We start from the raw sequence: 16,193 nt of genomic DNA, 5'->3' as shown, positions 1-16,193 counted from the left end.
GAAGGAGCGGTGCGATGGATCTCTGGCAAGGCCGGTACGACAAGCTGTTCGTCGGTGGCCGGTGGGTACCGCCGGCGTCGGACGGGGACCTGGCGGTGATCTCCCCCGCCACCGAGGAAGTCGTGGCCCGAGTTCCCGACGGCGTCGAGGCGGACATCGACGCGGCCGTGGCCGCGGCCCGCGAGGCGTTCGACCGCGGCCCGTGGCCCCGCCTCCCGCTCGAAGACCGCGTGGCGGTGCTCCGCCGGCTCAGCGGCGAGCTGGCCGCGCACGAGGCCGAAATCGCCCGGCTGGTCAGCACGGAGATGGGGTGCCCCATCACCTTGTCGGCGAAGATGCAGGCGATGGGCCCGCGGCTGCTGCTGGACGCCTTCCTCGGCCTGGCACCGGAATACCCGTGGACGGACACGCGGGCCTCCGCGACCGGCAAGGCGCTCGTCACGCGGGAACCGGTGGGTGTCGTCGCGGCGATCGTGCCGTGGAACGCGCCGCTGCTCATCACCATGATCAAGCTCGCCCCGGCGCTGCTGGCGGGCTGCACGATGGTCCTGAAGCCGTCGCCGGAAACCCCGCTGGACGCCTACCTGCTCGGCCACCTGCTGGAGCGGGCCGGGCTCCCGGCCGGGGTCGTGAACATCGTCCCGGCCCGGCGCGAGGTCAGCGAGTACCTGGTGCGCCACCACGGGGTCGACAAGGTGTCGTTCACCGGGTCCACCGCGGCGGGACGGCGGATCGGCGCGCTGTGCGGCCACGACCTGCGGCGCGTGACGCTGGAGCTGGGCGGCAAGTCGGCCGCGGTCCTGCTCGATGACGCCGACCTCGACGCCGCCGTCGCCGCGATCCGCGCCGTGTCGCTGCGCAACAGCGGCCAGGTGTGCAGCAACAAGACCCGGATCGTGGTGGCCCGGTCGCTGCGGGACGAGCTGCACGACCGGCTGGCCGAGCTGGTCCGCTCGATGCCGGTCGGTGACCCGTTCGACCCGGCCACCGAGATCGGCCCGATGGTGAGCGAGAACCAGCGCAAGCGCGTCGAGGGCTACATCGCCGACGGCGAGGCGTCCGGTGCGTCCGTCCTCGTCCGCGGTGAACGGCCCGAGGGCCCCGGCTGGTACGTCGCGCCCACGGTGTTCGCCGACGTCGACCCGGACGCGAAGATCGCCCAGGAGGAGATCTTCGGGCCGGTGCTGACCGTGCACACTTTCGACACCGAGGACGAGGCCGTCGCGATCGCCAACAACTCCGAGTACGGGCTGAACGGCTCGGTGTTCGCCGCCGACCCGGAGCACGCGCTGGCGGTCGCGCGGCGGATCCGCACCGGCACCGTCGAGGTCAACGGGAACCCGGTCGGTTTCACCGCCCCGATCGGCGGCTTCAAGAACAGCGGGATCGGCCGCGAAGCCGGTCTCGAAGGCTTCGACGCCTACGTCGAAATCAAGTCCTACGGGCTCCCCTCTCTCTGAAAGGCAAGCACAGCATGGGAAATCTCCCTCCGGTCGAAGAAGCGGCGGCCCGCCTGGTGACCGGGCTGACCTTCGCCACCATCCCCGCCGACGCCCTCGCCGGCGCGCGCCAGCTGCTGCAGGACCAGCTCGCGGTGCAGATCGGCTGCGCGGCGTTGCCGTGGAGCCGGGCGATCCTCGACGTGACGCGCGCGGCCTGCGTCCCGGGCACCGCGCACGTGACGGCGACCGGCGACGCGATGAGCGCGGCCGACGCGGCGTTCGTGAACGCGACCTTCGGCCACGGGTTCGAGTACGACGACGCCCACCGCGCGAGCTCGTCGCACCCCGGCAGCTGCGTGGTGTCCGCGGCGCTGGCCGTCGGCGAAGAACTCGGTCTGCCGATGCGGGACGTGCTCACCGGGATCGTCGCGGGCTACGAGGTGTACACCCGGATCGGTGTCCTGGCCGCGCCGACGCTGCTGGAACGCGGTTTCCACCCGCACGGGCTGCTGTCGGCGTTCGGCGCGGCGGCGGTGGTCGCGAAGCTGCGCGGGTTCGACGTGCCGACGACGGTGCACGCGCTGGCGATCGCGCTGAGCCACGCGTCCGGGACGACGGAGTACACGTCGTCGGGCGGGTCCGTGAAGCGCGCCCACTCGGGGATCGGCACGCGCAACGGGATCCGCGCGGCCGAGCTGGCCGCGGCCGGGATCACCGGGCCGACGACGTTCCTGACCGGCGAGAAGGGGTTCCTCCGGGTGTTCGCGGGCACCGAGGTCTCCGACGCCGCGGCGTTCGGGCCGGACCGGCCGTTCGAGATCACGCGGGTGTGGGTGAAGCCGTACTGCTGCTGCGGAATCAACCACGCGTACATCGACGGCGCCCGGCGGCTGTCGGCGAAGGCGGCGGAGATCGACTCGGTGCTGCTGGGCATCCAGACCGGCGGCGACGTCGTGATCGGCAACCGGAACGCGAACGCGTACGCGCCGAAGATCATCGAGCACCTGCAGTACAGCCTGCCGTTCCAGTTCGCGCTGGCGGCACTGAGCCACGGCAACGGGTTCACCACGCACCACGACTACCTGGCCGGCCGCCTGGACCTGGGGCCGTCGAGCGCGGTGGCGGCGCTCGCCCGGCGGGTGAAGATCGAGGTCCGGCCGGAGCTGGACCGCGCGTACCCGGGCCGCTGGGTCGGCGACATCGCGGTGACCTACCGCGACGGGACCCGCGAGGAGGTGTTCGTCGACAACCCGGTGGGGACGGCGGAGAACCCGATTTCGCAAGCGGATCTGGACGCGAAGTTCCGCGACCTGACGGAGGCCGCGCTGGGGCCGGACCGCAGTGCCGCGCTGCTGCGGGCCGTCCAGGAGGGCGACCTCGGCCAGCCGGCCGCGGAGTTCGCCGCCCTGCTGAAAGCCTGAGAACACGAAAGCGGCCGCCGGACTCGCGAGTCCGGCGGCCGCTTTCGTGTTGTCAGGCCCGGAAGATCGTCTTGTACTCCAGGTACGCGTCGACGCTCTGCGGGCCCAGCTCACGGCCGATTCCGCTGTTCTTCACGCCACCGAACGGGGTTTCGATCGGCAGCGTCGACGTGTTCACCCCGACGCTGCCCGTCACGATCCGGCGGGCCACCGCCGTCGCGCGGTCGCGGTCCGGGGAGAACACCCCGCCGCCCAGGCCGTACTCCGAGTCGTTCGCGATGGCCACCGCCTCGTCCTCGGTCCGGTACCGCAGCACCGTCAGCACCGGGCCGAAGATCTCCTCGCGCGCGATGCGCATGTCGTTGGTGACGTCGGCGAAGATCGTCGGCGCGACGTAGTAGCCGCGGTCGAACGGGCGCCCGCCGCCGATCACCCGCCGGGCGCCCTCCGCCCGGCCCAGCTCGATGTAGGACTCGACGCGGTCGCGTTGCGCCGCGTTCACCAGCGGCCCGAAGAACACGCCCGGATCCAGCGGGTCGCCCTGCGGGATGCCGCTCATCGTCGCCGCCAGCATGTCCACGACCTCGTCGTAGCGCGAGGCCGGAGCCAGCACGCGGGTCAGCGCCCGGCACGTCTGGCCCGTGTTGGGCGCGCACGCGGAGAGCACCAGCGGCCGGAACGCTTCCAGGTCGACGTCGTCGAGCAGGATGCCCGCCGACTTGCCGCCCAGCTCCAGGGTCACGCGCTTGAGCTGGGTCGCGCACTCGGCCGCGATCGCCTTGCCCGCCGCCGTCGAGCCGGTGAACGCCACCTTGCGCACGCCCGGGTGCGCGACCAGCGCCGCGCCCGTCTCGCGACCGCCGGTCACGATGTTCACCACCCCGGACGGGATGCCCGCGGCCGCGACGATCTCCTCGAACACGAACGCGTCCAGCGACGTCTCCGGCGCCGGCTTGATCACCGCCGTGCAGCCCGCGGCCAGCGCCGGGCCCAGCTTCCACGCGATCAGCGGCTGCGGCCCGTTCCACGGCGTGATGGCCCCGACGACGCCGACCGGCTCACGCAGCACGATCGCGTCACCACTGGCCGTCTCGACGCGTTCCTCGACCGAGAGTTTCTCGGCCAGCGAAGCGAAGTAGCGGTAGCAGACCGGGACCTGGCTCTGCATGGCGCGGGTGATGCTGATCGGCGTCCCGTTCTGCCGGGTCACCAGCTCCGAGATCTCGTCGGACCGCTTCTCGAACTCGTCGGCCAGCGCGCGCAGGTAGCCCGCGCGCTCCGGCGGCGACAGCGCCGACCACGGGCCGAGTGCCGCCTCGGCAGCCGAGACCGCGGCGTCCACCGCCGCCGCGTCACTGTCCGCAATGGACCCGATGACCTCTTCGGTGGCCGGGTTGATCACGGGGATCATGACGCGAACTCGATCACGGCTTTGCCTCCGGTCTGGCGGTCGAACGCCGCGTAGGCCGCGACGGCGTCCTCGAGTTTCCAGCGGTCGGTGAAGATGCGGTCGACCTCGACGCCGTGCGCGGCGATGAACCGCGCGCAGTCCGCCTGGCCGGTCAGGGAGAACGTGTAGGACCCGAGCACGGTCAGCTGCTTGCGGATGAGGTCCGGGCTGACGTCGAGAGTGACCGTCGAGCCCTCGCCGACGAAGGCGACCGTTCCCCATTTCGCCGCGGCCTTGACGGCGGCCGCGCGGGCCGCCGGCGCGCCCGAGCAGTCGAGCGCCTTCGTCACGCCGTGTCCGCCCGTCAGCGACCGGATGGCCTCGACCGGATCGGACACCGACGAGTCCACGGCGTCCGACGCCCCGAACGACGCGGCCCGCCCCACGCGCTCGGCCTCGATGTCGACGGCGATCACCCGCGCGCCCAGCGCGGCCGCCAGCTGCACGGCCGACTGGCCGACCGGGCCCTGCCCGAACACCGCCAGGGTGTCGCGCGCGGAGACGTCCAGCCGGGTCAGCGCGCCGAACGCCGTCCCGGTACCGCACGAGATCGCGGCACCGGCGGCGAAGCTCAGCGAGTCCGGCAGCGGCACCAGCGTCCGCGCGGGCACCTTGAGGTAGTCGGCGTGGCCGCCGTGCGCGGTGGCGCCGAAGATGACGTTCCCGCGCTCGCACAGCTGCGGCCAGCCGGTGCGGCACTGGTCGCAGAAGCCGCAGCCGTCGTAGTGGTGGACCATCATCCGGTCCCCCACCGCGACCGTGTCCACGCCCGGGCCGACCTCGGCCACCACCCCGCAGGGCTCGTGGCCGCCGATGATGCCGGCGTCGTCGCCGGTGAGCCCGAACGCGGCCAGCGCCTGGCCCGCCGGCGCCCGGTAGAAGTGCAGGTCGGAACCGCACATCCCGGACGCCTTCACCTCCAGCACGACCTCGCCGGGCCCCGGCGAGGGGTCGGCGAAGTCCTCGATCTCGACGACACGGTCGCCTTTGAACACCACTCCACGCATGATCTGTCCTTCGGGGTCAGTGGACGGCGGCGAACATGAGGCTTTCCTCATCCGCCTCCGCCGGGGAGAACTCGGCGGCGATGCTGCCCGCCCGCGCGACGAGCACGCGGTCCGACAGCGCCTGGATTTCGGGCAGGTAGGAGGAGATGACGACGACCGCGACGCCGTCGTCGGCCAGTGCCCGGATCATCCGGTGGATCTCGGGGATCGTCCCGAGGTCCACCCCGCGGGTGGGCTCGTCGATGATCGCCACCAGCGGCTTGCGGGTGAGCCCCTTGGCGAGCACGACTTTCTGCTGGTTGCCGCCGCTGAGCTCCTCGACGGTCGCCTTGCCGGGCTGCAGCGTCCGGACCTGGAACCGTTCGACGAACCGCTTCGCCACGGACCTGCGCTCCCCCGGCCGGAACAGGAACGGCAGCCGCCGCGCCCCGCACAGGTGGCCGAGGTAGATGTTGTCGGCGATGGTGAGGTGGCTGAAGAAGCCGGACGCCTTGCGGTCTTCGGTGATGTAGACGATCCCGGCCTTGCGGGCGTGCCGCGGCGTCCGGAACCGGACGGGTTGGCCGCCGAGCCGCACCGTGCCGCCGCGCAGCCGCCGCCGTTTCGCGATCCCGCCGATGATCATCGCGGTTTCGCTGCGGCCGGCGCCGACCAGGCCGTAGATGCCGACGATCTCGCCCGCGTAGGCGGAGAACGACATGGTGCGCACCATCGGCAGCAGCGTGAGGTCCTCGACCTGCAGGGCAGGCACCGGCTCCGGCGCGCGGCCCGGCCCGACGCGGCCCATCTCGACCGTCCGGCCGACCATCATCTTCACCACGCGGTCGTGGCCGAACTCCGGCCGGGCGAGCGTGCCCTGCACGACGCCGTCGCGCAGCACGGTGATCCGGTCGGCCTGCTCGAATGCCTCGTCCAGCATGTGCGTGATGAAGATGACGCCGATGCCGCGGCGCTTGAGCCGCTGCATCGACAGGAACAGCTGCAGCCGTTCCTCGGGCGTCACCGACGAGGTCGGCTCGTCGAGGATGACCAGCTTCGCGTTGCGGTGCACCGCGCGGGCGATCTCGACCATCTGCTTCTGCCCGATGCCCAGCGCTCCGGCGGGCACGTCCGGGCGGATGTGGAAGTTGTGCGACTCCAGCAGCTCGCGCGCGACGACGTTGAGCCTGCCCAGGTTGTTGAAGACTTTTTCGCTGCCCATGAACAGGTTCTGGGCCACGGTCATGGACTCGACGAGCGAGCCTTCTTGGTAGACCATCGCGACGCCGGCCTCGACCGACTCGCGGGGCGTGGTGAATCGCCGGACCCGGCCGCCGATCTCCAGCGTGCCCGAGTCGTGGGCCACCGCACCGGAGATGATCTTGACCAAAGTGGACTTGCCGGCACCGTTCTCGCCGAGCAGGGCGTGGATTTCGCCGGGACGCACGTCGAAGTCGACGTCGTCGAGGGCGTAGGTGCCGCCGTAGCGCTTGCTGACGCCGCTCAGGCGCAGCACGAGTTCGTCAGGCATCTCGCAGCTCCAGGAGGTTTCCGTGCACGGTCACGACCACCCGGCCGTCGCGAGCGGCGACGCCGGTGACGCCGTGGCGGGGACTGTCGACGCGGGCGTGCGCGCTCTCGGCGACGCGGCCCGACTCGTCCAGCCGGAACACCAGCCCGCACGAGCGCGCGGGAGCCCAGCTCTTCACCACGCCGAGCACGCGCAGCTGGCCCATCTGCATGGTGTCGGTGAACGGGTTGCCCGCGTGCAGGCGCGGCACGAACCACTCGTCCGGGCTGATGGTCGCGGTCATCTCGGCGAGCAGCGCCGGCTCGTCGAGCAGCAGTTCGGTGACGCGGTTGCGCACGTACGGCGCGGCGATCCAGTCACCGGAGATCCGTCCCGGGTAGACCGGCAGGTTCTCGATCACCGGACGGCCGCGCTTGCCGAGGGCGCCCAGCGGCCGGGCCTCGATGCGGTGCTCCAGGCTGAGCGAGAGCCGCACCTCGTCGCCGGACACGCCGACCCCGGACGGCCAGGCCAGCCCTTCGGCGACGACGTCCGCGCGGCCGCCGTCGATCCGGACCAGCCGGCCGGACCGGTCGCCGGTGACCAGCGCGCGGGCCCACTGGGCTTCCCGCGTCGACCCGATCGTGGCCAGCAGCGAGCCGTCGGGAGCGGCCGCGAGTGCCGTGACCCCCGATTTCACCGCCGTGCACACCTGCTCGCCGGTGGCCGTCACGATCCCGACGCCGTCCACCGCGGCGAGCACTTCGCCGTCGCGCACGGCGAGGGCGGCCACGCGGCCCGGGAACTCGCGTCCGCCGATCACGCGGTTGCCGCTGCTGAACACGACGCCGCCGGCGGTGAGCACGACGTCGTCGGGCTGGTACTCCCCCGGCGTCAGCAGTTCCGCGGCGTCGTCGAGACGCAGGTTGGGCCGCAGGCCGGTGTCCATCGGCGGCACCGTGCGCCGCCGGACCCAGCCCGGGTTGAGCCACTCCTTGACCGTCGCCAGGCTCATCGCGGCACCTCCGCGACCGGACGCGCCGCCGCCGTGCCCGGCACGGCCGAAGGATCGATGTCCCCGACTTCGCGCGGGTCCAGTTCCAGGCGGCCGATCCGGTTGTTGCTGACGCCGCACAGGTAGAGGTGGCCGTCGCGTTCCTTGACTGCGGTGACCATCGGGTAGTTCGCCATCGTCTCGTCCCACAGCACGGCGAGGATCTCGCCGCGGTCGCTGAACTTGATCGCGCACGACACGTTCAGCTGCGGCACGACCCAGTTGTCGACCGACACTTCGCGCGTCATCCGCCGCCGGACCGCCGGGTAGCGGCCCAGCAGGTCCGACATCTGCGTGCGCATGGCACACAGCGGCATCCAGTAGTTCCCGTCGGACGAGCGGTTGATGTTGTCCGGGTAGCCGGGCAGGTTCTCCAGCACCGGTTCGAGCCGGCCCTTCTCCGGGCCGTCGATCCACAGCCGGTCGACGCGGCAGAGGCCGGTGCTGGCGATCAGGATGGAACGGCCGTCGTGGGCGGTGCAGACGCCGTTGGGGAACACGTAGTTCGAGACGACCACCTCGGTGCGGCCGTCCGGGTCGACCCGGATGACCCGGCCGTTCGGCCGGAACTCGACCAGTTCCAGGAGGAAGTCCGCGGTGTTGGTGCGGGTGGAGAAGTCGGAGGCGTAGATCGAGCCGTCGGGCGCGATGTCGAGGTCGTCGATCGCGCGCAGGCCGGAGTCGTCGATCAGCGACAGCGGGCTGCGCTTGACCTGGTTGGCGACCAGTTCGGGTTCGCCGTCCGGGCCGATGCGGTAGATGCCCATGCCACCGACCGCGACGACGAGGCGTCCTTCGGTGTCCCAGGCGTGTCCGCAGGGGAAGCCGCCGGTGCGGGCGAAGATCTCGCCTTCGGTGTCCTCGATGCCGCGGAAGCGCCAGACCCAGCCGCGCTGGTCACCGCAGTAGACGTTGCCTTCGGCGTCGACCGCGCAGTCCTCGGCGCCGCGGATCTTGCCGAGGCCGACCGGCGGGGCGTCGGTGAGCCGCCGGTTGGGCGACCACACGGTGCCGGGCGCGGTCACGTCGATCAGCGGGCCCGGCGACAGCCGTGCCGGGTCGATCTTCAGCTTCTCCACCGCCCGCTGCCGGTACTTGCCCCACTTGAGGTCCAGTACGGTGAACACCAGCAGCACGGCCGCGAGGATCACCGTGTAGAACGAGCCCTGGACACCGTCGGCCACGGTCGCCTGCTGGATGATCGCCACCACCACGACCCCGACCGTGGCCCGCAGCACCGAGCCGCGGCCGCCCTTGATGCTGACGCCGCCGAGCACGACCGCGGTGAGCACGATGATCTCCCAGCCGCGGCCGACGTTCGGGTCGGTCCGGCCCAGCCGCGCCGAGGTCAGGATCGCCGCCGTGCCGGCCAGGGCGCCGGAGAGCACGTACGTCCAGAACGTCACCGCCGTGACCGGGATGCCGTTGCGCCGGGCCGAGCGGCGGTCCGAGCCGGTCGCGGTCACCCACCAGCCCCAGCGCGAACGCGTCAGCGCCAGGTGGACGGCCACGAGGACCACCGCGAACAGGAACCACGCGGCGGGGACGCCGGCGATCCGGCCGTCGCTGAGGAAGTCCCACACCAGCGACTGCTTCGTCACGCCGATGCGGGTGCTGTTGGCGTTCTGCAGCACCGCGGCGGCGCCGCCGAACGCGATCAGCGTGACGAGCGTCGTGATGAACGGGCGCATCCGCCGGACCGCGATGAGGTAGCCGTTGACCGAGCCGAGCAGCGCGCCGAGCCCGATGGCCGCGGGCACGACCAGGGCCGTCGGCCACAGCCAGACCCGGTCGGCGACCATCGCGCCCAGGCCGCACACGCCGACCATGGACCCGACCGACAGGTCGATGCCGCCACCGACCAGCACCACCGTCAGCCCGATCGCGAGCAGGCCGTACTCGCAGACCTCGTCCAGCACGAGCGGGGCGTTGCCGGCCCCGACGTTCGTGGTCGCCAGCACGTACACGCACAGCGCGAGCGCGAGCACCAGCGGGACGGCACCCTCCATCCAGCGCTTCTCGAACAGGTCGGAGACCGTGCGGTAGCGCGCGATGCGCTCGCCCGGGCGCCCGCCGGTCATGCCGAAGGCGTCGATGCGCTTGCGGCGCCGGAAAAGCGACGTTGTCATCGGCGTTCCCTACTGGCTCTTGTAGCAGGCGATGGTGGTCTGGTCGACGTTCGTCTTGTCGACGACGGTGCTCGACACGTACGCGAAGTCGTGCCCGCTGCCGGGTTTCGCGCCGGAGAAGATCAGGTTCTGCGCGGCGGCCGCCCCGGCCGCGCCGATGCCCTGGACGTCGTAGGCCGCCGACGCGGTGACCAGGCCCTGCTTCAGGGCGCCGCACCAGTTGCTGTCCGCGTCGAGCGTGTAGACGCCGATCGAGCCGGGCGCCACCTGGCCGCGTCCTTCGGCCGCCTTCACCGTCTGGCCGACGGTGATCGAGTTGAGGTCGAAGGTGACCAGGAACCCGCACAGCTTGCCCTGCTGCTGCTGGATCACCGATTCCGCGGTGGCCTGCGCCTGCGCGTTCTGGAACTGCGAGTGCCCGACGAGCACCTGGTACCCGAGCGATCCGGCGACGTCCTTGATGCCCTGGTCCCACAGGATCGACGCCGGGTCGTTGCCGGGCCCGTCGATGACCGAGAGGGTCTTGGCCGCGTGGCGGGCGTCGCAGTCGGCGATCGCGCGTTTCGCGATGGCCTGCGCCGCACCGTAGACGTCGACGCCGACGAACGCGTCGCCGAGGCGGGTGGACATCATGTTGAGCACCACCGTGTAGATGCCCGCCTTCTCCGCCCGGTCGATCGCGTTGTCGAGCAGGCCGAGGTCCTGGTTCTGCAGCACGAGCACGTCCGCCGCCTTGCGGGCGATGAGGTCGTTGATCGTGCTGAGCATCCGGTCGCTGCTGAAGTTCGAGTCGTACACCGTGAACTGGGCGCCCATGCTCTCGAACGTCCGCTTCATGGTCGAGCCCCAGTTCTCGGTGAGCTGGTAGCCCTTGAAGAGGATGGGGACGAAGGCGATCTTCTTGCCCTTCATCGTGTCGTGGGCCTTCTGCCGCGCGGGCAGGAGTTCGGCGTTCGCCCCGAAGGCCTGGTTGCCGCCACCGGCCTGGCCGCCGGACGAGCTGCTGCCGACGGAGCAGCCGGCGGTGGCGAGCAGCACCGCCGTCGCGACGGCCGTGAGTTTCCGGGTGAGCTTCATCGCTGTTCCCTTTGCTGGATCGGATGGGTCAGAGTTCGCCGGACTTCTCGGTCTCTTCGTTCCGCGGGTGCAGCCAGGCGTCGAACGCGATCGCCGCGATCAGCACCGCGCCGCGGATGAGGTCCTGCACCGCGGCGCTCAGCCCGTGCAGGACGAGGAGGTTGTTGAGCACGCCCACGAACAGCGCGCCGGCGAAGACGCCGAGGATCGAGCCGCGGCCGCCGGACAGCGACACCCCGCCGAGGACGACGACGGTGAGCGCGGTGAACAGGATCGGGTCGAACGACGTCACGGTCGTCTGCACGCTGCCCTGGATGGACACGGTGACGTAGCCGGCCAGGGCCGCCAGCAGCGCCGAAAGCACGTAGGTGAGCACCTGCAGCGGCCGGACCGGGGCGCCGGTGGCCCGCGCGGACTCGAAGTTGTCGCCCATCGCGCGGATCAGCCGGCCCGGCGTCGTCCACGCGACGAACAGCCCGGCCAGGACGAACGCGGCCGCGGCGACGAGCACCGGCCGCGGGACGCCGAGCACGCCGCCGCCGGACAGCTGGGCGAGGAACGACGAACCCGGGACGCCGTAGACGTTCTCGGTGAGGAACAGGATGTCGATGCCGCCGATGGCGAGCATGCCGGTGGCGAGCGTGACGAACAGCGCGGGCACCTCGAACACGGCGACGAGCACGCCGTTGACGAGGCCGATGAGCAGCGCCAGCCCGGTCATCAGGCCGATCGCCTGCCATTCGGGCATGCCGCGGCTGATGAACGCGAGCGTCGCCTGGGCGCAGCCGAGGCCGATGCCGGCCACCGACAGGTCGAGGCCCTTGCCGAGGATCACCAGCGCCTCGCCGATCGCGAGGATGCCGAACGCCGCGGACAGGTTGAGGATGCTCGTGAAGTTGCCGGTGGTGAGGAAGTTCGTGGTGGTCGCGCCGCCGGCCAGCGCCAGCAGGACGGTGATCGCGAGCACCAGGTACGTCTGGTCGGTGCCGCCCAGGCGGGCGCGCAGGGACGCGCGTGGCCGCGCGGCCACGGATGCCGTGGTCATGGGGAAGTCCTTCGGGTTACCGGAGCAGGTTCAGCAGGGCCGAGACGTCTTCGGTGCCGTCCAGGGCGAAGACGGCTTCGACGACCGCGTCCGGGTCGGCGACCACACCTTCGACGTTGTGCCGGAACTTGGCGGCCAGCTCGTCGTCGGTGAGGTAGGTGGCGGGATCGGGTGACGGGCTGCCCTTCGGGTAGGCGCGCTCACCGGCGAAGGTGGTGCCGCGCGCCTGCACCTCGACGCGTGAGCGGCGGGCGGCGGGATCGCTCTTCAGCGCCTCGGTGTAGCCGGGGTGCGCCTGGAAGGTCGACTTCTTCGTCAGGTCGAGCACGGACGGGTCGAGCACCGCTTCGGGGGTCTGCCAGTCCTTGCCGGGCGGGATGCGGTGCGCGGCCAGCGCGAGACCGTGGGTCATGCTGAACTGCGCGTCCCGCGGGTTGCGGATGGTTTCGTTGACCCACACCGGCTGCAGCACGAAGCTCTCGCCCCAGGCGGTGATCGCGTCGATCTCGTCGGGACGGATGTCGTGCGTCTCGACGATCTCGGTGAGCGCGTCGAACAGCGCGTGCATCACCCGGCAGTGCGGGTACGGCTTGAACGACTGGAACGGCGTGAACGTCCATTCGGTACCGAGCCCGGCGGTGATCGGCGCCGGCTCCCAGCGGGACGTGCCGATGAACCGGGGGAAGCCGTACTCGCGGTCGTCGAGCAGCTGCCGGTCGCCGGTGTGGCCGCGCTCGGCGAGGTTTGCGGCGGTGACCGCGGACAACGCCATCCCGCCGGCCAGCTGGTACTTGATCGTCGTCGACGGCGCGTGCATCATCCACGCCCGCTGCGTGTTCGCCGGCACGGTCGAGCCCATGATGCCGAGCGCGTCGGCGAGGGTTTCGGCGTCGAGTCCTTTCACGACACCGACGGCGGCCGCGGCACCGAACAGCGTGCTGCTGTAGCCGATGACGTCCGGGATGGTGACCACGCCGTCCTTGATGTCACGCAGGTAGTCGGTGGCCTTGCCGATGCGGAAGGACATTTCGTGGGCGACCGCGATCGCCTCGAGCAGCTTCGCGCCGGGCACGCGCAGTGACTCGGCGGTCGCCAGCGCTCCCGGCAGCACGTACGGCGTCACGTGCCCGGGCGGCAGCACGGCGTCCTGGTCGAGCGCGTTGATCAGCTCGGCGTTGGCGAACGCGGCGGCGGGCACCGACGTCTTCGTCCCGGTGCCGAGGATCGACGCCTCGCCGCCGGTGCCGCCGAGGTAGCGCGCGTAGTCGACGCCGCGGCGGGCGCCCTCGTCGCCGAGCGAGGCGACCGCGCACCCGAGTGAGTCGAGCAGGATCCGCTGGGACTCCCGGACGACGTCCGCGGGCAGGGTGCGCGCGTCGACGTCCGCGGCGAAGCCGGCGAGCTGCTCGATGATCGTGGCCATGGTGTGTGTCCTCCGTCGGTGCGGTCCGGCGGAGCCAGTCTGGCTGCCGGGTGGCGGAGCCCACATCCGTCGCCGGGCAGAGATCCGCTACGACCGGCGGGGGATCACCGGTCCCGGCGCAGCCACCGCGAAACGGCTTCGGCGCGGTTCGCGGCGCCGAGCTTGCGCAGGACGTGCGTCACGTGCGTCTTGACCGTGCCCTCGGAGATGTAGAGCCGGCGGGCGATCGCCTGGTTGGACTCCCCGGCCGCGAGCAGCTCGGCGATCTCGGCCTCGCGGCGGGTCAGGCCGAACGCGGCGGCGGGCGGCGGCTCGGGCCGTGGTGCGGGCAGCCGGGCGGTGGTGGCGAGGCGGCCGATGCCTTCGGCCAGTGTGGACAGTCCATCAAGGACGGTCACCCGGCCGAGTGTCTGGCTCACCCCTTCGGCGAAGAGGTTGAGCACCGCACGGTCGGTGGCGTCGACGTCGCGACGCTGGTGGTAGCAGTCGCCGTGGAGCAGGCCGACGACCTCGCCCTGCACGGTCAGCGGCGCGACCCCGTAGGAACTGCAGTGCGAGATGCGGACCAGCTTCCGCGCCACGCGCGGGTTGTTCTGCACGTCGAATACCAGCCCGGGCTTGCCCTGGTCGACGACGTCGGTCTCGACCAGGCTGCCGTCCAGCGCGGGCGGGTCCGCCTTGCCCGCGGCCACCATTTCCTCGGCCATCCGCGGGTCGCGGATGATGGCCATGGTGTGCAGCTTCCACACCGAGTCCTCCACCTGCGACACCAGCGCGCGGTCGAAGCCCAGGCTCAGGCACGCTTCGGGGACCCGGGTGAGCAGGTCCTCGACACCCGCGGCGTCGCGGACCTCCGCCAGTGCCGCCCGGATGCGGTGCAGCAGGCCGGCGCCGTCGGCGAGCCGGAAGTCGGTGACCGCGGACTCGGCTTCGCGGATGCGCGAAAGCAGCAGGGTCAGCTCGGCCTGACGTGCCGGCCGGGCCCGTTCCTCGGCGGCGTGCAGGGTCTCGGCCAGCACGGCGTCCCACATCGCGGCGAGCGACCGCAGCGCGGTGCCCGCCCGCTGCCGCGGCGCGGGGAACTCGCGGTCCAGGGCCGCGCCGACTTCCCCGGCCAGCTGTTCCAGCCGGGCACCCAGGTCCGCGCCGAGCACGGCGCCTTCCGCACCCGGCGGCCCGGGGCGTTCACGGTCGAGCGTCATTGCTCACTCCAGGATGAAGGAAAATACATAATATTGACTTCATCTGGCGACGTCAAGCATGACGTGCTTGACACTTCAAATTTTGTATATAATGCTCAGTCCTCCTTGCTCTCCCCACGGAAAGAGGTGCCCATGGCGGCCACCGGGACGACAGCCGGTTCGATGCGCCGGATCGCGATCGCCAGCGGAACCGGCACAGTCATCGAGTACTACGACTTCTTCATCTTCGCGACCGCGGCGGCGCTGGTGTTCCCGAAGGCGTTCTTCCCCGCACTGGGTCCGGCGGCCGGCACGGTGGCGTCGTTCGCGACGCTGGGCGTCGCCTTCGTGGCCCGTCCGCTCGGCTCGATCCTGTTCGGCCACTTCGGCGACCGGCTCGGCCGCAAGCGCACGCTCGTCAGCACCCTGCTGATCATGGGCCTGTCGACGACGCTGGTCGGGCTGACCCCGTCCGCGCAGACCATCGGCGTCGCGGCGCCGATCCTGGTGATCGCGCTGCGGGTCCTGCAGGGCCTGGCGCTCGGCGGCGAGTGGACGGGCGCGACGCTGCTGGCGGCGGAGAACGCGCCGAAGGCCCGGCGCGGGTTCTGGTCGATGTTCGGCTCGCTGGGCGGGTCGATCGGCTACGTGCTGGCCAGCGCGACCTTCCTGCTCACCGGCGCGACGATGTCCGAGCAGGCCTTCCTGTCCTACGGCTGGCGGATCCCGTTCGTGGCCAGCTTCGTGCTCGTCGCGGTCGGCCTGTTCGTGCGCCTGAAGGTGGACGAGACCGCCGCGTTCAAGGGCGAAGTCGCCCGCCACGGCGCGGCGCGCACACCGTTCGCCGAAGCGCTCCGGCGGCAGCCGCGCGAGATCGCGTTCGCCTCCGGTGTGCTGGTCATGGTGTTCGCGTTCTACTACCTGGCGGTCGGCTACCTGATCAACTACGGGACGGCGGTGCTCCACCTGGCCCGGCCGGTGGTGCTGATCATCGGCATCCTGGCCGGCGCGCTGTTCGGGGTGGCGATCGTGCTCGGCGCGGTGGTCTCGGACCGGATCGGCAGGCGCCGGGTGATCATCGCGGGCAACGCGGTGGCGATCGTGTGGGCGCTGGCGCTGTTCCCGATCCTGGACGAGGCTTCGGCCGCGACGTTCGCGGTCGGCTCCTGCGTGACCACCTTCATCGCGGGCTTCGCCTACGGCCCGGTGGGCGCGTTCATGCCGGAACTGTTCCACACGCGCTACCGCTACAGCGCGACGGGTTTCTCGTACAACGTGGCGGGCATCCTCGGCGGCGCGGTCCCGCCGGTGGTGGCGGCCGCCATCACCGCGGCCTACGGGCGGCTGGCCTTCGGCGTGTTCCTGGCGGTGCTGAGCGTGATCGCACTGGGCTGCACGCTGGCCCTGCGCGAGAACCGGCACGCGGAGCTGACGGAACCGGCGGCGGAGACCGTTTCGCGCTGACCGGCCGGCCG

Annotated in this window: 12 protein-coding genes; 3 read left to right on the top strand and 9 right to left on the bottom strand. The window is 71.5% G+C overall.

Going from position 1 to position 16,193, the window contains the following annotated elements; genetic code table 11:
• Nucleotides 1-14 precede the first annotated feature (14 nt).
• Together BT341_RS23915 and BT341_RS23910 are read left to right on the top strand one after the other, a co-directional pair.
• Complete coding sequence (locus BT341_RS23915; protein ID WP_072478405.1) at nucleotides 15-1,460, top strand: aldehyde dehydrogenase; 1,446 nt, start codon at nucleotides 15-17, stop codon at nucleotides 1,458-1,460.
• A gap of 14 nt (nucleotides 1,461-1,474) precedes the next feature.
• Nucleotides 1,475-2,863 carry an MmgE/PrpD family protein gene (locus BT341_RS23910; RefSeq protein WP_072478404.1) on the top strand — a complete coding sequence of 463 codons (1,389 nt, stop codon included), beginning with the start codon at nucleotides 1,475-1,477 and terminating at the stop codon, nucleotides 2,861-2,863.
• A 52-nt stretch (nucleotides 2,864-2,915) separates the two neighbouring features.
• Here the strand turns inward: BT341_RS23910 and BT341_RS23905 are convergent, their stop codons facing one another.
• The 9 genes from BT341_RS23905 to BT341_RS46665 all read right to left on the bottom strand — a co-directional run bounded on the left by BT341_RS23905 (nucleotide 2,916) and on the right by BT341_RS46665 (nucleotide 14,739).
• Nucleotides 2,916-4,274, bottom strand: coding sequence for an aldehyde dehydrogenase (locus BT341_RS23905; RefSeq protein WP_072478403.1), 1,359 nt, complete (start codon nucleotides 4,272-4,274; stop codon nucleotides 2,916-2,918).
• The gene (locus tag BT341_RS23900) at nucleotides 4,271-5,320 is read right to left on the bottom strand and encodes a zinc-dependent alcohol dehydrogenase family protein (RefSeq protein ID WP_072478402.1); all 1,050 of its coding nucleotides are present in this window, start codon (nucleotides 5,318-5,320) and stop codon (nucleotides 4,271-4,273) included. The genes BT341_RS23905 and BT341_RS23900 overlap by 4 nt, the downstream gene beginning before the upstream one ends.
• 16 nt (nucleotides 5,321-5,336) lie before the next feature.
• Entirely contained in the window at nucleotides 5,337-6,830 is a 1,494-nt protein-coding gene (locus tag BT341_RS23895; protein WP_072478401.1) for a sugar ABC transporter ATP-binding protein, read from the bottom strand.
• Entirely contained in the window at nucleotides 6,823-7,824 is a 1,002-nt protein-coding gene (locus BT341_RS23890) for an SMP-30/gluconolactonase/LRE family protein (RefSeq protein WP_072478400.1), read from the bottom strand. The genes BT341_RS23895 and BT341_RS23890 overlap by 8 nt, the downstream gene beginning before the upstream one ends.
• Nucleotides 7,821-9,992 (bottom strand): ABC transporter permease, encoded by a 2,172-nt coding sequence (locus BT341_RS23885; RefSeq protein ID WP_072478399.1) that lies wholly within the window; start codon nucleotides 9,990-9,992, stop codon nucleotides 7,821-7,823. The genes BT341_RS23890 and BT341_RS23885 overlap by 4 nt, the downstream gene beginning before the upstream one ends.
• Before the next feature lie 9 nt (nucleotides 9,993-10,001).
• A complete protein-coding gene (locus BT341_RS23880; protein ID WP_072478398.1) occupies nucleotides 10,002-11,069 on the bottom strand; it encodes a sugar ABC transporter substrate-binding protein in 1,068 nt (355 codons plus the stop codon).
• Nucleotides 11,070-11,097: 28 nt separating this feature from the next.
• Nucleotides 11,098-12,114 (bottom strand): ABC transporter permease, encoded by a 1,017-nt coding sequence (locus BT341_RS23875; protein WP_084742982.1) that lies wholly within the window; start codon nucleotides 12,112-12,114, stop codon nucleotides 11,098-11,100.
• A gap of 16 nt (nucleotides 12,115-12,130) precedes the next feature.
• Nucleotides 12,131-13,537 carry an MmgE/PrpD family protein gene (locus BT341_RS23870; RefSeq protein ID WP_072478397.1) on the bottom strand — a complete coding sequence of 469 codons (1,407 nt, stop codon included), beginning with the start codon at nucleotides 13,535-13,537 and terminating at the stop codon, nucleotides 12,131-12,133.
• A gap of 104 nt (nucleotides 13,538-13,641) precedes the next feature.
• Nucleotides 13,642-14,739, bottom strand: a complete 1,098-nt coding sequence (locus tag BT341_RS46665) for a LuxR C-terminal-related transcriptional regulator (protein WP_072478396.1) — start codon at nucleotides 14,737-14,739, stop codon at nucleotides 13,642-13,644.
• A gap of 132 nt (nucleotides 14,740-14,871) precedes the next feature.
• On the opposite strand from BT341_RS46665, the gene BT341_RS23860 reads away from it, so the two are divergent.
• A complete protein-coding gene (locus tag BT341_RS23860; RefSeq protein ID WP_072478395.1) occupies nucleotides 14,872-16,182 on the top strand; it encodes an MFS transporter in 1,311 nt (436 codons plus the stop codon).
• Nucleotides 16,183-16,193 lie beyond the last annotated feature (11 nt).

Origin of the sequence: Amycolatopsis australiensis, assembly GCF_900119165.1 — a bacterium.
Taxonomy (GTDB): domain Bacteria; phylum Actinomycetota; class Actinomycetes; order Mycobacteriales; family Pseudonocardiaceae; genus Amycolatopsis; species Amycolatopsis australiensis.
This window is presented reverse-complemented; position numbering and strand designations above follow the sequence as displayed.